We start from the raw sequence: 25312 nt of genomic DNA on the forward strand, positions 1-25312 counted from the left end.
CCTAACGAAGCACTTTACGAAACGCGAGCGATCCCAAAGCTGGCCCCATCCATTGGCGGGATTGAAGGATTTCACCCCTGCGATCCAGCCAATACAGGTTTTCGAACGCAAAGCCGGACCCGCTGCATTTTTCTTCGATCAGCTTGGTCGCATAGCTTTTTTCGTCGATCGCAATTTGCCGACTGCCGCGACTTGCGACCTGACAGGAAAACTGGTGTTTCTGAATCTGTTCGTCGCCATCCAGATAGGCATGCGAACGCGACGCTGCGCCCGCGCCGCCTGTGCGCAGGTAACGCTCCAACGTGGCCACATCGGCCCCCATCAGATCGCCGCCCATGCCACGCGTCGCGACAAGAACACCGCTGCGAAAGCTAATCGATACGCCGCCTTCGCTGATATAGGTGCTTTCGCGGCCACGCTGTACTTCGCGCACCAAAAGCCCCGCCCGGTTTTCAGCTTCGATAGAGGCAACAATGATGGGCTGACCGGCCAACCCCAACCGCTGAACCTTTGCCGTTAGGGCCGGATCAACCTTTGCCTCGTCGCGCTTAAAGATGCTTTCGAACATCTCACGCTGAGACCCATCAGAGTCGCAGCCAGCCAGAGCCATGACCCCAAGAAGAGCAGCGGAAAGTAAATGTTTCATCGCCAGAATTTCCCCCAACGGTCACTCAGGATCGGGTCTTGGAAACCACGCGTGACTTCATAAAGCCGGTTACGAACATCAAGCCGCGCGCCGCCGTCACGTGTAAGCGGGCGGATCGTCGTGCCGAACCCTTTCTGCGAAGGCTCCCCTGTCACCCAAGACACGGGGGCGTAAAGCCGGATACCCTTGTCGAACGACCCTTCGCCGAATTCTTCGAACGAAACGTCGGTCAATGTGAAGAACGCGCCGATGCGCCAACCATTTGCAAACTCGCGATCAAGCGTGAAGGTCGCGCCATAGTCGCCCGCCAAATAGCGCCCGGCATCCACCTGCCCAAGGAAACCGTTTCCGAAGTTGTAATAGGCAGAGGCATGGCCCGTTACGACGTCGTAATCCTGAAAGCCAAAGCCAATGTCGAAATCACGCTGGCGGGCATAGTTCAGCTCTGCCCCAAGGGCCAAACGGCTGGAAACGGGTTTCCACAACAACTCGCCCGAAACGCCGCCGAACATCCGTTCAAGATAACCAACCGTCACGCGCCCAAAGACATCTTTGGTCGGGCGGAAGAAGTATTCAGCCGTCAGATTACTGATCTCAAAGTCAGAATCTTGTTCGTACAACGCCGCGTCGGACCGCACATGCGGCAGCACGGAATCTGAAACGCGCGCTGAGTCACCCAAATTCCCGGCCAGCTTCTGACGAAGCTTCGTGGAAAAGACCAATCCCGGTGCCGGAGTGTATGACAAGTTCAGCTCTGCACCGACGTCAGCACGGATGGGTTGGTCAGGATCGAAAAACGACGGGGACAGGTAAGCGCCAAATTTATAGCTAAAGTCTGGATATGCACCTGCGGCCAAATCCGAGCGTTTGAATTTGAAAGCAGACGCATCGGCGATGTCGGCGCGGATGTAAGATTGCCACGATCCATCGACTTGCGTTTCCAACTCTTCCAGATCAGACCGCTTCAAGGTCACGGCCGAAATCCGCATTCCTTCGACAACCGGAATGATCGTGATCGTTTCCACCGACGCGGGTAGTGTTTGCGTCAGCGAACGCGCGGTACGGCCAATGGCCTGCGGTGCTGCGTCATATGTTTGATTTCGGATGCGAAGAGTAGCGCTGTCGCCGGTCAGCACCAATGCTTCAAGCTCCACACCCTGCTGGTCTAGACCCGCTGCAACATTTTTCCGCGTCTGCGCGACCTGATCAGGCTGCGTCACCCATTCTTGTGACCAACTTGCCGCCGCGACAGAGCCGTTGCGCGGATAGATCACAGGCGGGGCACTTTCGCGCCCACCCGGCATAGGAGGCTGTTTCGGGTTCAGGCTATAGCTGATGACGGCGCCAATTTCTTCGCCGTAAAGATAATACCCGCCCAGATCCAAGCCGTTCTTAAAGCTGTACTTCAGACCAAAGTTCAACGGCGAGCTCTTGACGAACATGCTGTTGACCTGTGTCTCGCGAACATAGTCATCTGACGAATATTCTACGAAAAGCGACAGGCGGTCCGAATATTGCCATTCGACCCCGCCAAAGAATGCCGCGTCACCGCGGAAATATTGTTCGAACGAAACCTGGCCGGTATCCTCGATCCCGCGATTTCCGGGGCGGGTTTCCAAGGTTTCCGCAATGGCGCCCAGCGGGTTTGTGAACCCGTTATACGAACCCAGACGCCCCCAACCGATCCCGCCGGTAACCTTCAACCGGGGATGTACGGATTTCGTCGCAACCACATATTCCGAGCCATACACGCCGGTCCCGGCAAAGTCGCGCAAGCCCACCGCGATGGACGGGCGAATGCGCCCTTCGTCGACAAGGCGGTACGCAATGTCAAAGCTGCGGTCGTAAAGCTCTGTTTCATTAAAGCTTCGGAAGCCATCCAGATGCGCATAACGGAAGCTGCCGGAAAGACGATCAGTGATCTGAAACGAAAGCGTGTTGCGCGTCGTTCCCCCGAAATGGGTAAGCGTAACAGCCAACTGGCCATCGGGCATCGATTCTGCCGTTGGCATTTCGACCAGCCCCGGCGCACCGTAAAACGATAGCTTTGGTTTTCCCGCGTTGTCGGCCAAAGCCCCTGCAGGGCTTAGCGCAACAAGGGCACCAGCAAGTGGCGCACATAGGTTAAGAGTGGTTTTTTTCATACTAGACTCTCGTAACTGCCAAAAACCAATCCCCACTGTGTTATATTTTTAACCTGCCTATACACCAATCGGAAATTTGCCAAAACGGCAAAGATCTGCCGCGTGTGGCAATTCTGTTTCCGTTTCGCGCACGAAAGAGGGTAATTCCTGTGGCCTCGCATTACGCGATTAACTAAGTTCAGCGCATGAAAGTTTTGCAACGTCTTTTTGGCTCCAAACATCGCGCGTCACGCGCGCAGATCCCCCCCGCCAATCCCGATCAACCATTTGTTGCCATTGGGGATATTCACGGTCGTGACGACCTTCTTGAGCGTCTGATGGAAAAAATCAACCTAGAGTTTGGCCAAGACATTGCAATTATCACCGTTGGTGACGCCATCGACCGGGGCGAAGAAAGCGCGTATGTGCTGGATCGGTTGTTCGAAATGTCCAAAGACGAAAACAGCCGGCTGACATCCCTTGTCGGTAACCACGAAGACATGATGCTGCGGTTTTTGGATTACCCCGAAACCCACGGCGCGCGGTGGTTGCGGTTTGGCGGCCTGCAAACGCTGGCCAGCTTTGGCGTCGGCGATGTCTTTGAAAACAGCGGCCCAAAAGAGATGATAGAAGCGCGCGACCAACTGCGCGCCGCGCTTGGCGTTGCGATGGAGGAATGGCTTCGCCACCTGCCCTCAAGGTGGATCAGCGGGAATGTGGGCGTCGTTCACGCAGGCGCTGACCCGTCGCTTCCGATCTCTTTGCAATCAGACGAAACCCTGATCTGGGGCCACCCCGATTTTGGCCACAAGCCGCGGTTCGATAATATCTGGGTCATTCACGGACACACCATCACACCCGAGCCGCAGATACATCGCGGCCATGTGGCAATCGACACGGGTGCCTATGCCACTGGGCGGCTAACGGCTGTGCATGTCTCATCCGAGGGTGGATTTCAGTTTTTGACCGCCTAAGCGGGCTAAATCCGAAACAGCGGCTGCAAGATGCGCGGCACCAGACCGCTGAACCGCAGTGGCGCGTCGGTTGCTGCAAGGCAAATGCACGGCGGGCCATTACCCGCAATCGGCGTGTGCTCCACATCTTCGTCCGCGACTTCGACGTCGCCGACACCAAATGCGCCGTCTTCGTCATGAAAGCTACCCTGCAACACCAACGTCAGTTCAAGCCCATTATGGCCGTGGTCCGGCATCGCCTGCCCCGGTGGAATGAACAGCAGGCGCACGCTGCCTGTCGCGTCGTTGTGCAAGATCGACTGTTTGCTACCAAACCCCAGTGACCGCCATTTCGGGACGTCGCCACCAAGCGCGCCCATAACCGGCCCCGGATACGCACCCATCCGTTTGGGCGCAGGCTCAACTTCTATAGGAGCATCCAACTGCGCCATCAGATTGGACTTAACGCCCATCGAAACCGGCTGCGCGTCAAGATCTTCCAGTACAAGCCCGCCGATCGTTTCATGCGCGGCAAGCGCGGCGCGGCATTGCGTACACATCGAAACATGTGTCGCCACCACCAATGCGAAATGATGGCCCAGCGCGCCCGACGCATAGGCCGCGATCAGATTCTCAGGGATATGATGTTTGATGTCCGACATTCCTAACGCAACTCTTTCAATTCGTGGCGCAAACGCTCTAGGCCAAGGCGAATACGTGATTTGATGGTGCCCAGGGGCAATCCTGTCACATCGCGGATTTCAGAATGCGACAGCTCGCCTAGATAGGCCTTTTCCACGACAATCCGTTGATCTTCCGACAAGGTGCTAAGCGCGGCCTTCAACTGACTTGTTTCTTGTTCCAGCCCCAGCACCTGATTTGCATCTTCGTCATCGGCGTCTGGCAGCTTCAACTCTTCAGGCACGGGGCGGCGTTCTTTGCGGACCAGATCAACCTGACGATTTCGCGCAATTTGATAGATCCACGATGAAACCTGTGCCCGTTCTGGATCAAACTGCGCGGCCTTGCGCCACGCGGTCAGCAGAACCTCTTGGACAATATCTTCGGCCTCATCCGACCGCATGCCTGTGCGCACCGCCATTGCTTTAAGGCGCGGGGCATAAAAATCGAACAGTTGCGCAAAGGCGGTTTTGTCACGCTGGTCGCGCACCGCGATCATCCACAGCGTTTGCTCGGAATAGCTTGTTCTTGCCCGGTCAGCCACGGTTCTGGCGGGTCCCCCTGCATCACCGGACCGCGCCGCGCCCTGTCGGTACGGCGGCGTTGGATCGTCCAGTTTAAGATCATCACTCAGCTCCAGCATATCTAAGTTACGCAGCAGCGCGAGGGTTGGATCATTTTTTGATCCGAATTCCAAATTTGCCCGTATTACATGTGAAGCCCAAAAGGAGAGATCATGTCATTCGACGCCATCCCGGCCCGCCCGCAACGCATTGCAATCATCGGCGGCGGCATTTCAGGTATGGCGGCAGCCTATCTTCTGGCCCCACAGCACACAGTTACCCTTTATGAATCCGCGAAACAGCTTGGTGGGCACGCCCGCACTGTGGTCGCTGGGCGTAATGGCGATCAACCGGTCGATACCGGGTTCATCGTCTTTAACTATGCCAATTATCCGCACCTAACCCGGATGTTCAGTGACTTGGACGTGCCGGTGGAAAAAAGCGACATGAGCTTCGGCGCCACGATCGACAATGGCGCGGTTGAATACGGCCTCAAAGACTTTCGCGCGCTGATCGGACAGAAAAGCAATCTGGCGCGCCCCTCGTTCTTACGGATGGTGCGCGACATCCTTCGCTTTAACTCGCAAGCTGAGGCGGCGGCAAAGAATGACGACCTGACAATTGGTGAGTTGGTTGAAAGCCTGCAACTGGGAAGCTGGTTTCAGCGATATTATCTGATGCCGATCTGTGGCGCGATCTGGTCTACCCCAACGCAAGAGGTTTCATCGTTCCCCGCGCGATCCCTTATTCAGTTTTTCAGAAACCACGCCCTGCTTAGCCATACAGGACAGCACCAGTGGTGGACCGTATCGGGCGGCAGTGTTGAATATGTAAAGCGGTTGCAGGCGCATCTGATCACGCGGGGCGTTCGTATTTTCAAAGGCGCAAGCGTTGCGTCGGTTACCCGTAACGGCGTCGAAAACAACGTGCATTGCGACGGGCGCAGCGAAACCTTTGATCAGGTCGTATTTGCATGCCATTCCGATGATGCGCTACGCCTCTTGGCCCAACCCACGAAAGACGAAACAGCCGCGCTTTCTGCAATTCGGTATCAGGACAACGCGATGTTCCTTCATCGCGATGCTGCGCAAATGCCCCGCCGCAAGGCCTGTTGGTCAAGCTGGGTTTACAAGGCCGAACATGACCGCCCCAATTCCGGCGTTGGCGTTACCTATTGGATGAACAAACTGCAAAACATCCCGCAGGACGACCCGCTTTTCGTGACCTTGAACCCATCGCAGCCGATCCCCGACACGCTGATCTATGATCAAAAAACGTTCCGCCATCCGGTGTTCGATATTGCCGCCCTTAAGGCGCAAACCGTTTTGAAAGACCTGCAGGGTCAAAACAACACTTGGTTCGCCGGGGCCTATACCCGCCATGGTTTCCACGAAGATGGTTTCGCCAGCGCCGTTCGGATCGCCCGGCAGATGGATCAACAATTCGCATGACCCATCCTGCCGAACATATCGCCGGATACACGCTCCATTCGCGGCACGGCGAAATCCAAAACGCGTTTCGCTATAACGTCGATTATGTGCTGATCGATCCCGATGACCGCGCCAGGCCTGCATTGTTTTCGCGCAATGGGTTCAATCTTGCCTCTGTCCATGACCTCAACCATGGCGGCCTGCCGAAACAGGGCCGTGGGGCGGTTTGGGCAAACGAGGTTCTTTCCGCCCATGGTATGGATGTGTCGCGCGTCAAACTGCTGCTGCTGACCCAGCCGCGGTTTCTGGGCTATGTCTTTAATCCCGTCAGCTTTTGGTTGGCGATGGATGGCGCCGATCTTTGCGCTGTAATTGCCGAGGTGAACAATACCTTTGGCGACAGGCACAGCTATCTATGCCACCTGCCCGGCTTTGCCCCCATAGCCCCGTCCGATCAGCTGATATCCCAAAAGGTGATGCACGTGTCGCCCTACCAACAGGTCGAGGGCGACTACAGTTTCAATTTCGCCATTTCGCCTGAACGCCTTACAATACGCATCATACACCGCAACGGGCCCGACGGGCTGACCGCTACGTTGGCTGGTGCGCGTATGCCGCTAACGAACCGCTCTATCTTATCGGCGGCGGTGCGGCGGCCCTGCGGCGCGTTGCGAACAATCGCGCTGATCTATTGGCAGGCGATGAAGCTTAAATTTAAAGGCGCGCAGTACAGAACGCGCCCAACGCCGCCCCAAAAGGAGGTTTCCTGATGCAATTCATTACCAACCGCGTGAAATCCGATTTCCTTGAAACCTGTCAGGGTATCCGCAAAGGCAGCCTAAGGCTGCATACCCCCGAAGGTGAGATTCACGACTTTGGGCAAGGTGCGCCTGAGGCGGTTATGGAAATTCACGATTGGTCCGTGGTGACCGCCCTTGCTGCGCGCGGCGACATCGGGCTGGGCGAAACATACGTCGCCGGTTTGTGGGACACCCCGTCGGTCGAGGCCCTTTCGACCATTGCCCTGCTGAACCTCGACCACTTCGCCGACTATGCCTACGCTGGCTTCTGGAGTACGCTAAAATTTCGCGCCGTCGATCGCCTTGTCCGCGCAAATTCCAAACGCGGGGCGGCACGCAACATTCGCGCCCATTACGACGTCGGGAACGAGTTTTATCAGCTGTGGCTTGACCCTTCGATGACATATTCCTCCGGGCTTTATACCCCCGATGATTCCGACCTAGAGCGTGCTCAGGCCCGCAAATACGACCGCATCCTGAACCGGCTGGGCGATGGCGAACGCATCTTGGAAATCGGGTGCGGCTGGGGCGGCTTTGCCGAACGCGCGGCAGACCGGGGGCAGCATGTGACCGGGCTCACGATCTCTCCCAGCCAGAAAGGGTATGCCGACGCAAGGCTGGATGGACGCGCCGATATTCGGCTTCAAGATTACCGTAATGCCGATGGCACGTTTGATAGCATCGTCTCGATCGAAATGATCGAGGCCGTCGGCGAACCCTATTGGCCGACGTATTTCCACACCCTGAAACAGCGCCTGTCAGAAGGCGGCCGCGCCGTGGTGCAAGCCATCACAGTTCCCGACGACTATTTCAGCACCTACAGGGAAAACTCTGACTACATCCGCCACTATACCTTCCCCGGCGGCATGCTACTCAGCGACAGCGTCATTGCCGAACAGGCCCGAAAGGCGGGGCTGGCCGTGCGCGACAACTTCGCCTTTGGTCAGGATTACGCCCGCACGTTGCGTGAATGGAAAGTCGCCCTGAACCACGAAGCCCACAGGATAGAGCGCCTTGGATATGGCGAAAACTTTTTGCGAAACTGGCGCTTCTATCTGGGTATTTGCGCGGCCTCTTTCGCCACGGCCCAAACCGATGTTGTGCAGGTGGAGCTGGTCCATGCGTAACGCCCCCGCCCTTCGCCGCCAACTGGCTTTTGCCACCCTTTTCTTGGACACCCGATCATGACCCTTCTGATCGCAATCTGCGTCGCCCTTCTGCTTTATCTGGCGCAGATGAAATGGCTTAGCTTTTCTGCGCAAACCCCGCAGGACTATTCTGGCACCGCGCCCGGGTTTGACATTCGGACCCATCTGGCTGGCCCGCTTAAATCCGAAGGCGTGATTTTCGGCCCCACCGGGCGTGTTGCGGGGCGTTTTATTGCAGACATGAATGGCGACTGGAACGGCGATACAGGCACGCTTAGCGAAAACTTTCGATATGCGACGGGCGGGCAGCAAAACCGGCAGTGGCGCATTACCATGGGCGAAGCTGGCGCATTTACCGCCACGGCGGATGACGTCATCGGTATCGCGCATGGACAGCACGCGGGCGCGACAGTTCGCATGACCTATCGGCTGAAGCTGGATCAAGACGCTGGTGGGCATGTTTTGAATGTCGTCGATTGGCTTTACCTGATGGAAGACGGCAGCATCATGAACAAATCCGAAATGCGGAAGTTCGGCATAAAGGTCGCTGAACTGATCGCAACCATGCGCCCCGCCCACGCATGACGTTCGACGGGAAAACCTATTGGATCATCGGTGCCAGCGAAGGTCTGGGCCGCGCGCTGGCGATTGCCTTGCACAAAGAAGGCGCGCGGCTGATCCTGTCGGCGCGCACCGAAAAGCGGCTTGAAACCTTGGCCGACGAACTGAGCGGTGCGCAGGTTTTGCCAATGGATGTGACCGACCAACACTCTGTGGACGCCGCCGCAAACGCCGCCGACTGCGACGGTTTGATTTATTGCACCGGCACGTATGACCCGATGAACGCCGCCGACTGGAACCCCGACAAAGCCGCCATGATGTGCGAAACCAATTTCATCGGTGCCACGCGGGTGTTGGCCCATATCGCACCGCAATTTGCCAAACGTGGGACCGGGCACATCGTCCTTATCGGATCGCTTTCGGGGTATCGCGGGCTGCCCGACGCCGTAGGTTATTCCGCATCAAAAGCCGCGCTGATGCATCTGGGGGAAAACCTTTATGCCGACTTGCGCACAAAGGGCGTGAACATCACCATCGCCAGCCCCGGCTTTATCAAGACAAGGCTGACCGACAAGAACGATTTCGCCATGCCGCAATTGATGAGCCCCGAACGCGCCGCCGCCAACGTCTTGCGCGCGATGAAAAGCAAACGGTTGCACACGGCCTTTCCGCGGCCATTTGCATGGCTGTTCACATGGGGCCGCTTTCTGCCCGCATGGCTATTTTATCGCTTGTTCTAGGCAGACCACTGCCTTCGCCTTGCGCCGCCAAAACCGCTTATTAATGCCGCAACAGCGCATCAATTTTCGCCAGTTGCCTAATTTTATCGGAACCAAGGTCATTTTTTAGGCGTTCAGCAAATGATCGCGCCCCAGTTGATGGTCTTGGCACAATCCAGTGCAACACCGAACAATTCATGGCAGGTTACCAACACACCAGAGGGAGAAGCGCCGCATATGACCCGCACCGACCTGATCGTATTTTCCGATCTCGACGGCACGTTGCTGGATCATGACACCTACTCCTACGCTGATGCGTTCCAAGCCCTAGATCGCCTGCGCAAAGCGGGCATTCCGCTGGTGCTTGCCAGTTCCAAAACCGCAGCAGAGATCGCACCTCTTCGTGCCCAGCTTGGCTTTTCCAACGTTCCGGCAATCGTCGAAAACGGCTCCGGTTTGCTTGAGCCTGCGCAAGACACATCAGACGCAAGCGATGATTACACCCGCCTGCGCGCCGCGCTTGGTGATTTACCGGCCACGCTTCGCAAAGGGTTTCAAGGGTTCGCCGATTGGGGCCCAGCTGGCATCGCCCGCGAAACCGGCCTGCCCCCCGCCACAGCCAAACAAGCTGCCCAGCGCCAATATTCAGAACCCGGCCTATGGGTCGGCCCACCCGCACAGCGCCAAGAATTCATCGACGCGCTGGGGGCGATGGGCATTCACGCCCGCGAAGGTGGCCGGTTTCTGACCCTGTCGTTTGGCGGAACCAAAGCCGGGCAGATGGCGGCGGTTATGGCCCGCTTTGGCACGCCTTTCTCAATCGCCCTTGGCGATGCCCCGAACGACATCGAAATGTTAGAAACAGCCGATCTGGGCATCGTTGTTGCAAACCCGCACCGCGCGCCGCTTCCCCCGTTAACGGGAGAGGGACAGGGCCGCATCCGCCGCACAACTGCCCCCGGCCCCACAGGCTGGAACTCAGCAGTCCTTACCGCAATCGCCGAACACGAATTCCAATAACGCAGGAGAGCACAGCTTGGCCGACTTTCATCAGAACGGAAACGTTGCAACCCTCCACAATCTTCGGACCAGATCGCCCGAGGCCCTGGTTCACGAACTTTCGACATTCGCCCAAAGCCGCAAGATCAGCCTGATCCTGCCCTCTCTGTTTTCAGAGCTGGAAGGCGACGCGTTGCCCAACATTTTGAACGAGCTTTCATCGGTCCCGTTCCTTCATCGCATCGTTATTGGCTTGGACCGCGCCGACGAAAACCAATACCGCCACGCCAAGAAGTTCTTTTCGCGGCTACCGCAAGAACACGTTGTCATTTGGAACGACAGCCCGCGGATGAAAGCCATCCATCAACGGCTAGAAGATTTTGGCCTGAACCCCGGCGAACCCGGCAAGGGGCGCAATGTGTGGTTCTGCATGGGCTATACTTTGGCCTGCAAGGACAGCGCGGTTGTGGCCCTGCATGACTGTGACATCACCACCTACAAGGCCGAAATGCTGGCGCGTCTGGTCTATCCGCTGGCGAACCCGAATTTCCCCTATCAGATCGCAAAGGGGTATTACCCCCGCGTCGGTGGCGGCAAGTTGAACGGTCGGGTCAGCCGGTTACTGGTCAGCCCGCTTTTGATCGCTATGAAAAAGGTGATCGGGGACCGCGACTATCTCGATTTTCTGCGCAGCTTTCGCTATCCGCTGTCGGGCGAATTCGCCCTGCGTATCGCCACCGTACCCGACCTGCGCATCCCGTCCGACTGGGGCCTAGAGGTGGGCGTACTGTCCGAAGCATGGCGCAACCTTGCCCCGAAATCTGTGTGTCAGGTCGAAATTGCCGACAACTATGACCACAAGCACCAGCCCGTATCGGAAGAGGATTCCCAAACCGGCCTGTCGCGCATGTCGATCGACATTTCCAAGGCCCTATTCCGTAAACTCGCCGCCGACGGCACCGTCTTTTCAGAAGAGATTTTTCGGACCCTGAAAGCCACCTATTACCGCACGGCACTGGATTTGCTGGAATCCTATAACTCTGACGCAAAGATGAACGGCTTGGAAATCGACCGTCATAAAGAGGAAAAGATGATCGAACTGTTCGCGGCCAACATAATGACCGCCGGGCACATCTTCCTTGAAAACCCAGCCGACAGCCCGTTCATTCCCACATGGAACCGCGTTCACGCCGCTGATCCCAGCCTGATGGATGATATGCTGAAGGCCGTCGCCGATGATTACGACGACTACGCCTAACCCCAACCTGCGGAGGAGCAAATGGGTGACAAGTACATTCTGACCCACGAAGAGATTGAGCAGGCCGAAGGGCTGAACAAAACCCATTTCCTGAATCCCAACGCGGTGCGCGTGAACAAATCTTTGGGCGACCTGACCGGGCTGACTGGCATCGGCGTGCATATAATCGAGGTCGCGCCGGGGCACGAAACCACCGAATTCCACGTTCACCACCACGAGGACGAGTGCGTCTATATCCTGTCAGGCACTGCCACCGCCGAAATTGGCAACGAAAGCTTTTCGGTGAAGGCCGGGGATTTCATCGGCTACCGCAAGGGCGGTCTGGCGCACACGATCCACAACACCGGCACGGAAACCCTGCGCTGTTTGGTGGTGGGTCAGCGGTTGCCGCATGACGTGGGCGATTACCCCCGCCAGCAAAAACGCATCTTTCGCAATGCAGGCTTGCCGTGGGACTTGGTCGACCACGATACAATTGTGAACCCGAATGCCGGCGCGAAAACGAAGTAGTCCTAAAATGGAACAGCCGCCTTCCAGACTTTTGGAAAGCGGCGTTTAGATTGAACTAGAACGAAAGGCAGGGCCCGCTGGGCCCCACCTTGGACTTTTTAGTGTGTCACCTGCGACAGGTCGCTCGCAGGGATTTCATATTCGTGCATGAAATTCACAATGGTCCGCGCGTCATCAGCAGCAAGCGTATAGGCCGCCAGAGAGCCACCATCATCCGCTGCTTCACCGCCAAAGACGACATCATACACGTCGATGACCGTTGGAACCCAAGACCCGTCTTCCTGTTCGACCAACACCTCGATCGAAAGACCGTCATAGGTCGCCGCGCGGCTGTAGGTGAAATCGGAATAGTCGATTTCGGAATACGTCACCGACCCGACCGTCACGGTGTTCACATCAAGGAACGCGTTGATATAGGCGATTTCATCCGCGCTAAACACGCCCGTCTTGTCCGTTGCGGCCGCAAGGAACGACGCAGAGGCAACCAGATCTTCGGCCGTAAACTTGCCGTCGACCATGAAGTCGAACTCAGTTCCAGGAAGGTCGGTAACACCCGGGATCGTGCCCGTTGTGACAAGCGATGTGTAAATCGCCAAGTTCTCAAGCGGGGAGTCGATGGTTCTTTCCACGCCATCAACAGTGAAAACCAACCGGCCAGCAGCGTCTGTTGTTACTTCTGTCGCCGCTTCCATCAACGCAATCACTTCGTCGGCGCGTTTTTCCAGAACCTGCACCGGAGCACGGCCAACGTTCAGGCGGCCAAGTTCCACCTCTATGGTCAGCGACTCGTCGATTGGGTGACCTTCTTCATCCAACGCGATCAAGTTGCCATCTGCATCCAGTGGCTGCACCCAACCTTCGTCCGTCAGAATTGGAATACCGTCCGCGTCACGGGCGATAACCCAAAGGTCGCCGAAAAGATCGCCTTTTGTCGTGCCGGAACCGTCAGGTTGGCCACCGCCAGCACCGTCTTTACCGCCGGGCTCACCCGCCCAATCTGGCCGGTCAGAGTCGTCATCTTCGCCTGTCAGGCTAAGGAAAACTTCGGAAAGCGTTTTTTCCCCACCTTGACCGCGTGGTTCGCCACCGGCGCTTTCAGCCTGCTGGCCACCTGCCGCAGGTGCGGCACCGCCGCTCTCTCCGGTGCTCTGTGTCCCAGAACCACCGGCTGTATTCGCGCTGCCCGACCCGGAACCCGCATTGTTTTCATTCGGTGCCTGAGTGCCGCTTTGGCCCGCAGGCTCTTTTGGTGCTTCGGCGTTTCCGCTTCCGGCACCTGCGTTGTTGTTACCTGAACCACCGCTTCCAGCGTTGCCACTGTCTGAGCCGCCGCCACCGGAACCGCCACTGTCAGAGTTGCCGCCGCCAGCGTTGCCACTGTCCGAGTTGCCACCCTGCTGTGCATGAGCGGTCGAAATCAGAAATCCGTCGGGCCCAATCGGAGCAACGCTCAGCATCAGTGCCGCCGCACCACAGACCGCAATTACCTTTGTAAACCTTGGTGTCATTTCTAGAGATTTCATGACTACACCCTTCCTTTTGACTTCCAGAACAAAGCAAATGGCAGTGGCCCGGGAACAACTTGTGAGGATGTCACTTGATGCACTGAGCCTCGGCATCGCATCAAAAGTTTTAGCATGTGGCGATTCTTGCACCTTGATTTCAATCAATCGTAGAATTCATCGCAAAAGAAACGCCTCGTACAAGCGATCAGTCGCTCGGCATGCCTGCGCAGCACATATTAGGTCAAGGTTATGGGGCCCTATCCGGCCCTATTGGTAATCCACCGGCACTGATACGGGGCCATAGGGATGTCGGTGCCAGACGCTGAAATCTTTTCCCCTGACAACAGGTCCACCCAGTCTTCTCCGCCGATCAGGTTGATCGACAGTGGCGGAACGGCGACGTGATCTTTGCTGACGTTGTGCAGGGCAAAAATCGATTGGTCGCGATCTAGGCTTTGCCGCCAGATGCCGAAGACGCGTTCGTCCATGTGCAAGGTGAATTGCGTTGCGTTCGGGTGGAACGCGTTCTGGCGGCACCGAATTTCGACCCGCTCTTTCATTCCGCGCAGCACCTTGGAATGGGTCGAGTTTTCGTCCGACAGCAGCTCGCGCAGCTTGGGGTAATCCCACCGGTGGCGGTTGATCGCGCGGTTGATGCCAGTCTTTTCAACGCCCTCGTGGTCATTCGGCGTTCCCAGCAAGGAATGGATGTAAAACGCGGGTATCCCCTCTAGCGCCATGGCGATGGTCTGACAGCAAAGGAAACGTTCGACCTGCCATTCATCTTCGCCTTCGAACGTGCCCTTCATGGCATCGAAGAAGGTTATGTTCAGCTCGTAAGGGGCCTCTCCGCCATCGGGCAGCGCGCGCATTGAGACCTTGCCACCGAAGTTCTTGACCGTATCGATCACCTTAGTGGTTTCGTCCGCGTCCAGAATACCTTCGGCCGGGCGCATCCCTATCCCATCGTGCGACGCGGTGAAGTTAAGATAGGCACATCCAAGCTGCGCAGGCGGCATCGAAACCTGCCAGCGCTTCAAATGCGCCGCAGTCCCACTTAGCAGGGCGTGCAACAACAGCGGCGGAAGAGAGAAGTTATAGACCGCGTGCGCCTCGTTCCGGTTGCCGAAGTACGACAGGTTTTCAACGTTGGGAACGTTGGTTTCGGTCAAAAGGATCAGCGGTTCGACGGCAAAGTCGCACAGCACGCGCATCAACTGAACGATGGCGTGGGTCTGGGGCAGGTGAATGCAGTTAGTGCCAATCTCTTTCCAGATAAAGGCAACCGCATCCAAACGAATGATCCGCACGCCATGGTCGATATGCAGGCGCATGATGCGCAGGAATTCCAGCAGAACCTCGGGGTTGCGGAAATCCACATCAACCTGATCGTGGCTGAAGGTGCACCAGACGTGGCGCTTTCCGTTGGCGGTTTCAACTTCGCGCAACAACGGGCTGGTGCGCGGGCGCACAACATCGGTCAGATCATCAGCCGGGCTGGCTTCGAAGAAGAACTTGTCAAACGGTTCGTGACCCTGAAGGTATTCGTTAAACCACGTGCCCTGACTGGACACATGATTCAGCACCAGATCGGACATCAGTTTGAATTCGCCCGAAATCCGTTCAATATCCGCCCAATCGCCCAGATGGCTGTTCACTGCGCGGTAATCCGTAACCGCGAACCCATCGTCCGAGGTGAACGGGAAGAACGGCAGAATATGCACCGAATTGATGCTGCCCTTCAGATATCGGTTCAGAAAATCGTTCAGCAGGTCCAGCGGTTTGTGCTGCCCATCGACCAGTGAGTTTCCGTAGGTGATGACCATCGCGTCCTTGGAAGACCACAGCCGATTACCCGGCATCCGCGCGCGTTTACGGCGGCTGGTGCCGTTGGGCCAAAACGCTTCGATCATTTGCGAAGTCAGGATATTCGCATCAACATCGGGGTAAATCCGGCCGATCAGATCGGCCATTTTCACGCTAAGGGTCGGCGGCGTATTGGTCATGGCACTTCGCTTCGTAGGTTTCCGCCACAGTCGCCAAATTCCTAAGCGCTGACAAGGGATCGCGGCCAATCTTCGCCGGTGCCACGACCGATGCTGGTGCGAATCCGCACCCCGCAATAACCTGACGCATAAATAAGATGCAGTGATCGGCGCATTTGGCTGAAACCTGTTCATTTGCGCGAAAATTAATTTCTCAGAATAAATTTATAAGGCCTGTATTCATAGGTTTTGGCAAAAAAAGTGATCACCAGCCGGAAAATGGGCCGTTTTTATTTTGACAAATAAATTTAAAAGTGAAAATCTACTCCAGAGACTTGGGAGGAGTCTTTGAAACGGCCACAGCAGGTGCCTTAGGCAACCTGCATGTGTTTGTTCAATCCCCGCCCAGGCAGCCAGACATGAAACACAACAAGGGCACTCCGATGAGCACCGGCTTTTTCAAAGATATTCCCGCCATTAAGTTCGAAGGCGAAAATAGCAGCAACCCGCTGGCCTTCCGCCACTATAACCCTGACGAAATCGTCATGGGCAAACGCATGGAAGATCACCTGCGATTTGCCGTCTGTTACTGGCACAACTTCGTATGGCCGGGCGGCGACCCCTTCGGTGGCCAGACCTTCGAACGCCCTTGGTTTCCCGCCGACGAGATGGGCCTTGCCAAGCTGAAGGCCGACGTCGCCTTTGAAATGTTCACGACGCTGGGCGCACCCTTTTTCTGCTTCCACGACGCCGATGTCCGCCCCGAAGGCAAAACCTTTGCCGAAAATACCAAGGCGCTGGAAGAAATCACCGACTATTTCGCCGGCAAGATGGAAGAAACCGGCGTTAAGCTGCTGTGGGGCACCGCGAACCTGTTTTCGCACCGCCGTTATATGGCGGGCGCTGCAACGAACCCTGACCCAGACGTATTCGCCTTTGGCGCGGCAACGGTCAAAACCTGCATGGATGCCACGCACCGCCTGAACGGCGAAAACTATGTTCTGTGGGGCGGTCGCGAAGGGTATGAAACCCTTTTGAACACCGACATGGGCCGCGAAGATGCACAGCTGGGCCGGTTCCTGAACATGGTGGTCGAGTATAAGCACAAGATTGGCTACAAAGGTGCGATCCTGATCGAACCAAAGCCGCAAGAACCAACCAAGCACCAGTATGACTATGACGTGGCCACGGTTTACGGCTTCCTTAAACGTCACGGGCTGGAGAACGAGGTAAAACTCAACCTCGAACAGGGCCACGCGATCTTGGCCGGGCACAGCTTTGAACATGAACTTGCGCTGGCCAATGCGCTTGGCGTGCTTGGTTCGATCGACATGAACCGGAACGACTATCAATCGGGGTGGGACACGGATCAGTTCCCCAACAATGCCCCCGAAGTCGCACTTGCCTATTACCACATCCTACAGGGTGGCGGGTTCACCTCTGGCGGCACGAACTTCGATTCCAAACTGCGCCGTCAATCGATCGACCCAGAAGACCTGATTTTGGGCCACATCGGTGGCATGGATATCTGTGCACGCGGCCTGAAAGCCGCCGCCGCGATGATCGAAGACGGCACTCTGCCTCAGTTCGTCGAAGACCGCTATGCCGGTTGGAACGGCGCAGAAGCCCAGAAAATTCTGGCGGGCGATTATGCGCTGGAAGACATGGTGTCTTACGTCGAAAAGGCCAATGTGAACCCAGAGCCTGTCTCGGGTAAGCAGGAATACCTTGAAAACGTCGTCAATCGCTTTGTGTGATTGATGATCCGCGCCCTGCCACAGCTTGGCCAAATCGACGGCCATGAGGTACGCGAAGCGGTGTTAGAGGATGGAGATGTTCGCATCTCCATCCTTTCGCTTGGCTGCATCACGCGCGACTGGCGCGTTGGCGGGGTGCCTATGGTTTTGGGCTATGCTGATCCGGCCGATTACCTGACCAACCCCAATTACTTCGGCGTAATCGCCGGGCGCGTGGCAAACCGCACGGCGATGGGGCGCTTTTCACTGGATGGAGAGACCGTTCAGCTAAGCCAGAACGAAGGGGCCAACCACCTGCATGGCGGCCATCGCGGCATTGGCGCGCGGAATTGGCAGTTGGATCAAGACGCAGCGCAATCCGTGCGCCTGACCTATCACTCCCCCCATGGGGAGGAAGGGTATCCTGGCGCCGTGGATTTCACTGTCACCATCACCCTGGCCGGCAACACCCTGACATACGTGATGGAGGGATCACCTGACCGCCCTACCCCCATCAACTTGGCGCAGCATTCCTATTACAACCTGACGGGCGGAGGCCCCGTGCGAGATCACCGCGTCATGGTTCACGCCAACGGGTTCACCGCATCGGACGCCAACGGCATCCCCACCGGCGCAGTGTCAGACGCCGCGGGGACCCGGTTTGATTTCAACCAACCGCGCAGCTTGGAACAGGCCGATCCGCAACAGTTGGGGTATGACATCAACCTAGTGCTGGACGGCAAGTCACCCACCGCGATGGTGCAAGCGCCCAACGGCATGCAACTTACCCTGTGGTCCGATCAACCCGGCCTTCAGCTTTATGACGCGATGCATACCGGCCCAACGCCGGGCGGGCACGATGGCCAGACCTATGATCGTTTTCACGGCCTGTGCCTTGAACCTCAGTCCTTTCCAGACAGCTTGAACAACCCGGATTTTCCGCCGATCATCTATTCGCCCGAACGGCCCTATCGCCAAACGCTGCGCGTAGAGATTGCGCAAGGAAAACCTGAATGACCAAGCCTGCGAAAATCGGCGCTATCCTTACCCTGCTTGCAGGCCCTGTGGCGGCCGACCTTCCGCTGCCCAATGCAGTGTTTCCTGAACAAGACATGGCCGAGGTGCGCCTTGGCCAGTTGCTGTTTTACGATCCCATCCTATCGGGCAACAAACAGGTCAGCTGCGCCACCTGCCACCATCCGCGCTTTGGCACGTCAGACGGGTTATCGCTGGGCTTGGGCGATGGCGGCATGGGCCTAGGCACCGCGCGTAAGATCGACGCCGAAAACCTGCCCGAACAGCGGGTGCCACGCAACGCGCCCGCCATGTTTAACCTTGGCGCAACCGAATTCACCCGGTTCTTCCATGATGGCCGGCTGGAAGATGACCCAACCCGCCCCTCGGGCATCCGCACCCCGCTGGACGAAGACATGGTCACCGGCTTTGACAACGCCCTGTCCGCCCAAGCGATGTTCCCTGTCTTATCAGCGGATGAAATGGCCGGGCATTATTCGGAAAACGAGATCTCTAAATCCGTGCGACAGGGGCTTTTGGCGCAACCCGGCGGCGCGTGGGACAAAATCTCGGCCCGTATCGCATCAATCCCTGACTACTCCGATGCCTTCGCAGAGGTCATCGGGCCGGATCAGCCTATTCGTTTCACCGACATTTCTAACGCGATGGCCGCGTTCATTGCCTTTGAATGGCGCGCTGACAACAGCCCGTTTGACCAACACATTCGCGGAGAGGCCACGCTGACCGGCGCCGCGCTGGACGGGATGGAGCTTTTCTATGGCAAGGCGCAATGCGCCACCTGTCATTCTGGGCAATTCCAGACCGACCATGGCTTTCACGCCATCGCCATGCCCCAGATCGGCCCCGGCAAAGCTGCGCGTTTTGAAAGCCACGCGCGCGATACTGGCCGTATGCGCGTGACCGGCGCGCCCGAGGATGCCTATCGGTTCCGCACACCATCGCTTCGCAACATCGCCCAAACCGCACCTTACGGCCACGATGGTGCATATGCCACGTTGGAAGGGGTCGTGCGCCATCACCTTGACCCTGTTGCAGCGCTAATTGCCTATGATCCTGCGCAGGCGGTTTTACCCGAAATCCCTGATGCGATGGATTTTCCCGTCATGTCAAACGCGCCGGAAATGGACGCAATCGCCCGCGCGAACGAGCTTGCCCCGATGGAGCTAAGCGACGCAGAAGTCGCTGCCCTGCTGGCGTTCCTAGAGGCACTGACCGACCCATCCAGCGCGGCAGGCCGCCTTGGCGTTCCAGATGCGGTGCCAAGCGGGCTTCCCGTGGATTAACGCGCAGTGACCGAAAGGCTGGCCCCATCAGGCGAAAGCGTCAGAACCTGCCCCGCCTGAACGGTCGCCCAATCGCTGACCACACCGCCCGGCCAAATCACACGAACCTGCGCCTCTGCCTGGTCGCCCAGCCCGAAATGCTGAAACCCAGCCGTGCCGCCAGCGTGACCGCCACCAACGGTCAGTTCACGCGATTGCACCCCGGTTTCGGTTTTCACCTCTAACCACGCGCCGATGGCATCAACGTTGGGGGCCGGTTGGCGCAAGGACAGCAACAGCCACTGGCCTGCGTCGCTGGTCACGTTCTCATAAACCTCTACCGGGGCGCGGCGGTTCACCACCGCAAGGTCCAAACGCCCATCAAGGTTCAGATCCACCAACGCCGCGCCACGGCTGCGCGCCATACTGGCGACACCAGCATCACCACCACCTTCGGCAAACCGACCATCATCCAGTTGCAGCAACAGGTTGTTGGGGTCCTTCATCGCGCTGCCCGGCATCTGTTCGACATTTCCTTTAGCGATGAAAATATCGTCGCGCCCATCGTTCTGAACATCGCCGAATGCAACGTGCCATCCGGTCGACGGCCGCCCATCGCCACCCATATGCGGGCGGTGCGCGGTGGTGCCTTTTTCGAACGTTGCATCCCGGAAATCCGGGCCAGTCGCGCCATCGGCCAGCATCTGAAGCTTTTGATCGCCCATGGAGCTTAGATAGACCTCGGGCAAGCCATCACCGCTGATGTCGCGGCTGGCGATGCCCATGCCCCACAGCATATATCGCCGCCATCCGTCGCCTTCGCCATAAAGACGCGGGCTGGGCTGCATCGCCCACATCTGCTCCTGCCCGCCTTTAACGTAATAGTGTCGATCGTTGCTAACCCTCAGATCAGCGCGCCCTGTGCGGCCCCAATCCGAAAACAACATCGAAAGCGCGCAATACCCCGGCGACAGGTCAACGGGCGCGCCGTATCCCCGGCCCTTGGGGCGCAGCAATTCATTGGTGTCGCAGGTTTGAAACGGCCCTTCGGGGTTGTGCCGGTCAACATAGTTTCCGATGGCAAGCGTGGGCAGATCATTGCCGTCTTCCCATGCGGCGGAAAACGCAGTGCTCCACTTATCACCGCCACTTAGGCCAAGCGCGTTGGGAAACGGGGCAAAGCTGCAATCGGGGCCGCCCTTCAACAACTGATTTTCACCGACCCGCAGCACGAACAAATCCTGCCAGCCATCGCTATCCACATCCAACGGATAGGCCCCGATCACCCCCGTCAGGGCAAGCGACACCGGAGTGTTTTGCTGAAAGCTAAGCGTGCCGCCACGCTGCGAGCTGTTGCGCAACAATGCGGCGGGCGCTTGCCCACCTGCGGCGTAAAGTTCCGGCAAGGCATCCCCATCGCAGTCAAAAGCGGCAATTCCGCCGCCCACGAAGTGTTCCCACCCGCCCACATATTGATGATCGATGCCAAGCTGCGCGCCACGCTCAACAAACGCGGGATCTGCTTGCGCAGCCCCGGCCATAAGCGCCAAAATGATCGAAGTGTTAAGCCGCATTTCCAGCGATATCCTGTAGGGCAATCTCGGCCACGCCTTCGATGGCATAGGCCGCCGCCCCCTTGGCCCACATCAGATCGCCCCACTTGTGGATGCGAACTTCGGGCGGCGCCATGTCAATCTGCACGATAGATTTGCGGATGCCATCCAAGACATCCTCGGCATAAAGATAATCAAACTGCATCCGCTCACCCGACAGGATGATCAGCTCTGGGTCAAAAATGTTGACGATATTGGCCAGGCCCATCGCAAACATCCGACCGGCGCGATCAAAGATCGACTTGGCGGTTTCATCCCCCGCCTGTGCGGCTTCGACCAAGGATTGCAGTTTTTGCGCGGTGGTGGCGCGGTCGGCGAAGTCCGTCGTTGTCGCGGCCTCGCGCAGCAACGCGTAATCCGCGACATAGGCTTCTAGGCAGCCACGCTGCCCACACCGGCACAGCGCGCCATCCAGTTGAACCTTGGTGTGCCCGAACTCGGCGCCGCAGCCGCGCGCGCCGCGATAGATTTCGTGATTCACCACGATCCCCATCCCCACGCCGCTTTCAATCGTCAGAACGATGAAATCGCTGACCCCGCGCCCGTGACCGAAATATTGTTCGGCCATTGCGACAAGGTTGGCGTCGTTGTCGATGAACACCGGCATGTCCAGATCAGCCATAAGCATTTCGCGAAGCGGCACATTCCGCTCTGAAAGGCCCGGCGACCAGTAAACAGTACCGTGGGCGGCGTCGACCGTACCGGCCATCCCGATACCAATGCCCGCCAAAGCGTCCATCGTCATCCCCGCCGTAGACACCGCATGTTCAAGCGCCCGCCGAAACAGCGGCAAAAGCTCGGCAGCCTTAAAGCGCGCGCGATCAAGCTCCAGACAGGCCTCTCCGACCAGTGTCCCCTCAAAATCGACAAGGGCGACCGCGATTGTTTGATGCGAAAGCTTCATCCCCGCAACAATACGCGCCGCGCCGCGTACCTTTAGGTCAACGCGCGGGCGACCGCGGCGCAAGTCATTGTCTTGACTGGGGCCTGTTTCCTCTATCAGACCTTCGCGTATAAGCTCAGCAGTGATCGACGTGACTGTCGCAGGACTGATTCCTGTCTCACGCGCCAAATCGACTCGTGCAATACGCCCGGCCTTCCGTATGGTAGAAAACACGAGTCTTCGACCGGCGTCCCTTTGGTCCGTCACCATATGCACTGCATCCTCCCTTTCGCGACCCTATAGATAGGACCACGCAAGGGCAATAATTTACGACCAAAATCAAACTTGCAAGAAAAACGACGATTCGCGTGCCATTTTCTATTTTTGACGTCAAGAATTCGAAATTTTCGCTGAATTAAATTGGACATCCAAATTATTGGGTGTTAGGATTTTTCGTAATTCGCCTCGAATCTGCCCAGTGGCTATCGAGGTCGGATGAAAAAACGGGAGGAAACCATGAAAAAATTCACCGCCGCTGCTGCGGCAGTCCTCGGCGCAACTATTTCTTCGGCTGCTTTTGCAGAAGATTTGGTCGTTGGCGTAAGCTGGTCCAACTTTCAGGAAGAGCGTTGGAAGACAGACGAAGCAGCGATCAAAGCAGCTCTGGAAGCTGCTGGTGCCGAATACATCTCGGCTGATGCTCAAAGCTCTTCGGCTAAACAGCTGTCCGACATTGAAAGCCTGATTGCACGTGGCGCTGACGCCCTGATCATTCTGGCGCAAGATGCTTCGGCTGTTGGCCCCGCAATGGACGCAGCTTCGGATGAAGGCATTGCAGTTGTTGCTTATGACCGTCTGATCGAAGATGGCCGCGCATACTACCTGACTTTCGACAACGTCGAAGTTGGCCGCATGCAGGCACGCGCTGTTTTGGCTGCTCAGCCAACTGGCAACTACGTCATGATCAAAGGCTCTCCGACTGACCCGAACGCAGACTTCCTGCGTGGCGGCCAGCAGGAAGTTCTGCAAGCTGCGATCGACGCGGGTGACATCACCATCGTTGGCGAAGCTTACACCGACGGCTGGCTTCCAGCGAACGCACAGCGTAACATGGAACAGATCCTGACAGCCAACGACAACAAAGTTGACGCTGTTGTTGCTTCCAACGACGGCACCGCAGGTGGTGCAGTTGCTGCGCTGACCGCGCAGGGCATGGAAGGTATCGCAGTTTCCGGTCAGGACGGCGACCACGCCGCGCTGAACCGCGTTGCGAACGGCACGCAGACTGTTTCCGTATGGAAAGACGCACGTGAACTGGGCAAGGCAGCTGGCGAAATCGCTGTTGCACTGGCTGGTGGCACCGCGTTGGGTGACATCGAAGGCACCGTTGCTTGGACAAGCCCAGCAGGCACATCCATGAACGCAACGTTCCTGGCACCTGTTCCTGTGACCCGCGACAACCTGAACGCAGTTGTTGACGCAGGCTGGATCGAAAAAGACGCCCTGTGTCAGGGTGTTGCTGCAGGCGCAGTAGCTGTTTGTGACTAAATAATACCGCCGCCGCCCCGCGCTATGCGCCAGGGGGCGGCGGCACCCCAAACCCATTCCCTAAAATTCCGGAAGAGAAAGAGGCGTCTCCATGCGTCAGCTGAAATCTATCCTGGCCACACTAGAGGTCGACCTGCGGCTGATCGGCATGATTGCCGCGCTAGCAGTAATCTGGGGCGTATTTCACGCCGTGACGGGCGGTTTGTACGTCACCCCCCGCAACATTTTTAACCTGTCAGTTCAAACGGCTTCGGTTGCTGTGATGGCGACTGGCATGGTCTTTGTGATTGTTACCCGCCATATCGACCTGTCGGTCGGTGCGCTGTTGGGCTTCATCGGTATGACGATGGGCATGATCCAAGCGAAAATCCTGCCCGAGTTTCTGGGCTATGGCCATCCGATGATCTGGGTCATCACTGTTTTCGCTGGCCTGTTGATGGGTGCCGTTTTCGGCGCGTTTCAGGGCTGGCTGATTGGCTACCTTACGATCCCCGCCTTTATCGTAACGCTGGGCGGCCTGTTGGCATGGCGCGGCGCGGCGTGGTGGGTGACAGAAGGTCAAACCGTTGCCCCGCTGGACGAAACCTTCAAAGTTCTGGGCGGTGCCGGTGGTACACTTGGTATTTTCTGGAGCTGGGTCGTTGGTATTCTGGCAAGCCTTGCCGCCGTCGCGCTGGTGTTCCAATCGCGCCGCCGTAAGGTTGCACATGAATTCCACGTTAAACCGCTGTGGGCTGAATTCGCGCTGGCCGGTATCTATGTTGGCGTCATCTGCAGCTTTGTTGCGGTCCTGAACGCCTACGAAGTCCCGACACGCCGCATTGAGCGCATGTTCGAAGCCAAGGGCGAAGTGATGCCCGAAGGCCTGACCATGGGTTATGGTTTGCCAATTTCGGTTCTGGTGCTGCTGGCGGTTACGGTTGTGATGACCATCGTCGCCCAACGCACCCGCCTTGGCCGCTATATCTTTGCGACAGGCGGCAACCCTGACGCGGCTGAACTGTCCGGGATCGACACAAAGTTCCTGACCGTCAAAGTCTTTGCCATCATGGGTGGTCTTGTTGCCATCGGTGCAGTCATCGCCTCGGCCCGTCTGGGTTCGGCTGCGAACGACCTTGGTACACTGGACGAACTTCGTGTTATCGCCGCTGCCGTTATCGGGGGCACCGCGCTTTCGGGTGGTGTGGGCACGATCTATGGCGCGGTACTTGGTGCGCTTATCATGCAGTCGCTACAGTCGGGCATGGCCATGGTTGGCGTTGATGCGCCGCTGCAATCAATCGTCGTGGGCGTCGTACTTGTCTTCGCCGTTTGGATCGACATCGTTTATCGCCGCCGGACCGGCAGCTGAGGA

The 25312-nt window shown here is 57.5% G+C and carries 22 protein-coding genes; 14 read left to right on the forward strand and 8 right to left on the reverse strand.

The features are described 5' to 3' along the window. Nucleotide 1 precedes the first annotated feature (1 nt). Together COL8621_RS12910 and COL8621_RS12915 are read right to left on the reverse strand one after the other, a co-directional pair. Nucleotides 2–646, reverse strand: coding sequence for a YjbF family lipoprotein (locus COL8621_RS12910; RefSeq protein ID WP_141137889.1), 645 nt, complete (start codon nt 644–646; stop codon nt 2–4). Beyond that, the gene (locus COL8621_RS12915) at nt 643–2790 is read right to left on the reverse strand and encodes a YjbH domain-containing protein (RefSeq protein ID WP_093967742.1); all 2148 of its coding nucleotides are present in this window, start codon (nt 2788–2790) and stop codon (nt 643–645) included. Before COL8621_RS12915 ends, COL8621_RS12910 begins: the two co-directional genes overlap by 4 nt. Nucleotides 2791–2975: 185 nt before the next feature. On the opposite strand from COL8621_RS12915, the gene COL8621_RS12920 reads away from it, so the two are divergent. Next, on the forward strand, nt 2976–3743 hold the full coding sequence (locus tag COL8621_RS12920; protein ID WP_235823869.1) for a metallophosphoesterase: 768 nt from the start codon (nt 2976–2978) through the stop codon (nt 3741–3743). Between the two features lie 5 nt (nt 3744–3748). Here COL8621_RS12920 and COL8621_RS12925 read toward each other — a convergent pair whose 3' ends face one another. After that, entirely contained in the window at nt 3749–4384 is a 636-nt protein-coding gene (locus COL8621_RS12925; protein WP_093967743.1) for a ChrR family anti-sigma-E factor, read from the reverse strand. Between the two features lie 2 nt (nt 4385–4386). Further along, a complete protein-coding gene (locus COL8621_RS12930) occupies nt 4387–5046 on the reverse strand; it encodes a sigma-70 family RNA polymerase sigma factor (RefSeq protein WP_370804621.1) in 660 nt (219 codons plus the stop codon). A 93-nt stretch (nt 5047–5139) separates the two neighbouring features. Between COL8621_RS12930 and COL8621_RS12935 the strand changes: the two genes are divergently transcribed. The 8 genes from COL8621_RS12935 to COL8621_RS12970 all read left to right on the forward strand — a co-directional run bounded on the left by COL8621_RS12935 (nt 5140) and on the right by COL8621_RS12970 (nt 12391). Beyond that, nucleotides 5140–6417 carry an NAD(P)/FAD-dependent oxidoreductase gene (locus COL8621_RS12935; RefSeq protein ID WP_093967744.1) on the forward strand — a complete coding sequence of 426 codons (1278 nt, stop codon included), beginning with the start codon at nt 5140–5142 and terminating at the stop codon, nt 6415–6417. Then, nucleotides 6414–7166 carry a DUF1365 domain-containing protein gene (locus COL8621_RS12940; protein ID WP_093967745.1) on the forward strand — a complete coding sequence of 251 codons (753 nt, stop codon included), beginning with the start codon at nt 6414–6416 and terminating at the stop codon, nt 7164–7166. The genes COL8621_RS12935 and COL8621_RS12940 overlap by 4 nt, the downstream gene beginning before the upstream one ends. Continuing rightward, nucleotides 7166–8323, forward strand: coding sequence for an SAM-dependent methyltransferase (locus COL8621_RS12945; protein WP_093967746.1), 1158 nt, complete (start codon nt 7166–7168; stop codon nt 8321–8323). The genes COL8621_RS12940 and COL8621_RS12945 overlap by 1 nt, the downstream gene beginning before the upstream one ends. Before the next feature lie 57 nt (nt 8324–8380). After that, on the forward strand, nt 8381–8929 hold the full coding sequence (locus COL8621_RS12950; protein ID WP_093967747.1) for a DUF3833 domain-containing protein: 549 nt from the start codon (nt 8381–8383) through the stop codon (nt 8927–8929). After that, nucleotides 8926–9645 (forward strand): SDR family NAD(P)-dependent oxidoreductase, encoded by a 720-nt coding sequence (locus tag COL8621_RS12955; RefSeq protein ID WP_093967748.1) that lies wholly within the window; start codon nt 8926–8928, stop codon nt 9643–9645. The genes COL8621_RS12950 and COL8621_RS12955 overlap by 4 nt, the downstream gene beginning before the upstream one ends. Nucleotides 9646–9861: 216 nt before the next feature. After that, nucleotides 9862–10644 carry an HAD-IIB family hydrolase gene (locus tag COL8621_RS12960; RefSeq protein WP_093968580.1) on the forward strand — a complete coding sequence of 261 codons (783 nt, stop codon included), beginning with the start codon at nt 9862–9864 and terminating at the stop codon, nt 10642–10644. Between the two features lie 16 nt (nt 10645–10660). Then, complete coding sequence (locus COL8621_RS12965; protein ID WP_093967749.1) at nt 10661–11881, forward strand: glycosyltransferase family protein; 1221 nt, start codon at nt 10661–10663, stop codon at nt 11879–11881. Nucleotides 11882–11902: 21 nt separating this feature from the next. Continuing rightward, nucleotides 11903–12391, forward strand: a complete 489-nt coding sequence (locus tag COL8621_RS12970) for a cupin domain-containing protein (RefSeq protein ID WP_093967750.1) — start codon at nt 11903–11905, stop codon at nt 12389–12391. A gap of 98 nt (nt 12392–12489) precedes the next feature. Here COL8621_RS12970 and COL8621_RS12975 read toward each other — a convergent pair whose 3' ends face one another. Continuing rightward, the gene (locus tag COL8621_RS12975) at nt 12490–13914 is read right to left on the reverse strand and encodes a hypothetical protein (RefSeq protein WP_093967751.1); all 1425 of its coding nucleotides are present in this window, start codon (nt 13912–13914) and stop codon (nt 12490–12492) included. A 239-nt stretch (nt 13915–14153) separates the two neighbouring features. Beyond that, entirely contained in the window at nt 14154–15902 is a 1749-nt protein-coding gene (locus COL8621_RS12980; RefSeq protein WP_093967752.1) for a sugar phosphorylase, read from the reverse strand. Nucleotides 15903–16324: 422 nt separating this feature from the next. Between COL8621_RS12980 and xylA the strand changes: the two genes are divergently transcribed. From xylA to COL8621_RS12995, 3 genes are read left to right on the forward strand one after another with little or no spacing between them, the layout of a single operon-like run. Then, on the forward strand, nt 16325–17638 hold the full coding sequence (gene xylA, locus COL8621_RS12985) for a xylose isomerase (RefSeq protein WP_093968581.1): 1314 nt from the start codon (nt 16325–16327) through the stop codon (nt 17636–17638). A gap of 3 nt (nt 17639–17641) precedes the next feature. Continuing rightward, nucleotides 17642–18634, forward strand: coding sequence for an aldose epimerase family protein (locus tag COL8621_RS12990; RefSeq protein ID WP_093967753.1), 993 nt, complete (start codon nt 17642–17644; stop codon nt 18632–18634). Then, nucleotides 18631–19935, forward strand: coding sequence for a cytochrome-c peroxidase (locus tag COL8621_RS12995; protein ID WP_093967754.1), 1305 nt, complete (start codon nt 18631–18633; stop codon nt 19933–19935). Before COL8621_RS12990 ends, COL8621_RS12995 begins: the two co-directional genes overlap by 4 nt. Here the strand turns inward: COL8621_RS12995 and COL8621_RS13000 are convergent. Then, the gene (locus tag COL8621_RS13000) at nt 19932–21488 is read right to left on the reverse strand and encodes a CRTAC1 family protein (protein WP_093967755.1); all 1557 of its coding nucleotides are present in this window, start codon (nt 21486–21488) and stop codon (nt 19932–19934) included. The genes COL8621_RS12995 and COL8621_RS13000 overlap by 4 nt on opposite strands. After that, nucleotides 21478–22680, reverse strand: coding sequence for an ROK family transcriptional regulator (locus tag COL8621_RS13005; RefSeq protein ID WP_093967756.1), 1203 nt, complete (start codon nt 22678–22680; stop codon nt 21478–21480). Before COL8621_RS13005 ends, COL8621_RS13000 begins: the two co-directional genes overlap by 11 nt. Before the next feature lie 246 nt (nt 22681–22926). Here COL8621_RS13005 and xylF point away from each other — a divergent pair, with 246 nt between their 5' ends. Then, nucleotides 22927–23958: a D-xylose ABC transporter substrate-binding protein gene (xylF, locus tag COL8621_RS13010; RefSeq protein ID WP_093968582.1), complete on the forward strand. Its 1032-nt coding sequence runs from the start codon at nt 22927–22929 to the stop codon at nt 23956–23958. Between the two features lie 91 nt (nt 23959–24049). Continuing rightward, nucleotides 24050–25309 (forward strand): sugar ABC transporter permease, encoded by a 1260-nt coding sequence (locus COL8621_RS13015; RefSeq protein WP_093967757.1) that lies wholly within the window; start codon nt 24050–24052, stop codon nt 25307–25309. Nucleotides 25310–25312 lie beyond the last annotated feature (3 nt).

Source organism: Actibacterium lipolyticum, assembly GCF_900184935.1.
In the GTDB taxonomy this organism is placed as follows: domain Bacteria; phylum Pseudomonadota; class Alphaproteobacteria; order Rhodobacterales; family Rhodobacteraceae; genus Actibacterium_A; species Actibacterium_A lipolyticum.

What these genes read in the sequence shown, in the direction of transcription:
- COL8621_RS12935 (WP_093967744.1), top strand. Translation starts at nt 5,140, where the DNA reads ATGTCATTCGACGCCATCCCGGCCCGCCCGCAACGCATTGCAATCATC.
- COL8621_RS12940 (WP_093967745.1), top strand. Translation starts at nt 6,414, where the DNA reads ATGACCCATCCTGCCGAACATATCGCCGGATACACGCTCCATTCGCGG.
- COL8621_RS12990 (WP_093967753.1), top strand. Translation starts at nt 17,642, where the DNA reads ATGATCCGCGCCCTGCCACAGCTTGGCCAAATCGACGGCCATGAGGTA.
- COL8621_RS13000 (WP_093967755.1), bottom strand. Translation starts at nt 21,488, where the DNA reads ATGCGGCTTAACACTTCGATCATTTTGGCGCTTATGGCCGGGGCTGCG.
- COL8621_RS12970 (WP_093967750.1), top strand. Translation starts at nt 11,903, where the DNA reads ATGGGTGACAAGTACATTCTGACCCACGAAGAGATTGAGCAGGCCGAA.
- COL8621_RS13005 (WP_093967756.1), bottom strand. Translation starts at nt 22,680, where the DNA reads ATGGTGACGGACCAAAGGGACGCCGGTCGAAGACTCGTGTTTTCTACC.
- COL8621_RS12910 (WP_141137889.1), bottom strand. Translation starts at nt 646, where the DNA reads ATGAAACATTTACTTTCCGCTGCTCTTCTTGGGGTCATGGCTCTGGCT.
- COL8621_RS12925 (WP_093967743.1), bottom strand. Translation starts at nt 4,384, where the DNA reads ATGTCGGACATCAAACATCATATCCCTGAGAATCTGATCGCGGCCTAT.
- COL8621_RS12915 (WP_093967742.1), bottom strand. Translation starts at nt 2,790, where the DNA reads ATGAAAAAAACCACTCTTAACCTATGTGCGCCACTTGCTGGTGCCCTT.
- xylF (WP_093968582.1), top strand. Translation starts at nt 22,927, where the DNA reads ATGAAAAAATTCACCGCCGCTGCTGCGGCAGTCCTCGGCGCAACTATT.
- COL8621_RS12995 (WP_093967754.1), top strand. Translation starts at nt 18,631, where the DNA reads ATGACCAAGCCTGCGAAAATCGGCGCTATCCTTACCCTGCTTGCAGGC.
- COL8621_RS12930 (WP_370804621.1), bottom strand. Translation starts at nt 5,046, where the DNA reads ATGCTGGAGCTGAGTGATGATCTTAAACTGGACGATCCAACGCCGCCG.
- COL8621_RS12960 (WP_093968580.1), top strand. Translation starts at nt 9,862, where the DNA reads ATGACCCGCACCGACCTGATCGTATTTTCCGATCTCGACGGCACGTTG.
- COL8621_RS12980 (WP_093967752.1), bottom strand. Translation starts at nt 15,902, where the DNA reads ATGACCAATACGCCGCCGACCCTTAGCGTGAAAATGGCCGATCTGATC.
- COL8621_RS12945 (WP_093967746.1), top strand. Translation starts at nt 7,166, where the DNA reads ATGCAATTCATTACCAACCGCGTGAAATCCGATTTCCTTGAAACCTGT.
- xylA (WP_093968581.1), top strand. Translation starts at nt 16,325, where the DNA reads ATGAGCACCGGCTTTTTCAAAGATATTCCCGCCATTAAGTTCGAAGGC.
- COL8621_RS12920 (WP_235823869.1), top strand. Translation starts at nt 2,976, where the DNA reads ATGAAAGTTTTGCAACGTCTTTTTGGCTCCAAACATCGCGCGTCACGC.
- COL8621_RS12950 (WP_093967747.1), top strand. Translation starts at nt 8,381, where the DNA reads ATGACCCTTCTGATCGCAATCTGCGTCGCCCTTCTGCTTTATCTGGCG.
- COL8621_RS12975 (WP_093967751.1), bottom strand. Translation starts at nt 13,914, where the DNA reads ATGAAATCTCTAGAAATGACACCAAGGTTTACAAAGGTAATTGCGGTC.
- COL8621_RS13015 (WP_093967757.1), top strand. Translation starts at nt 24,050, where the DNA reads ATGCGTCAGCTGAAATCTATCCTGGCCACACTAGAGGTCGACCTGCGG.
- COL8621_RS12955 (WP_093967748.1), top strand. Translation starts at nt 8,926, where the DNA reads ATGACGTTCGACGGGAAAACCTATTGGATCATCGGTGCCAGCGAAGGT.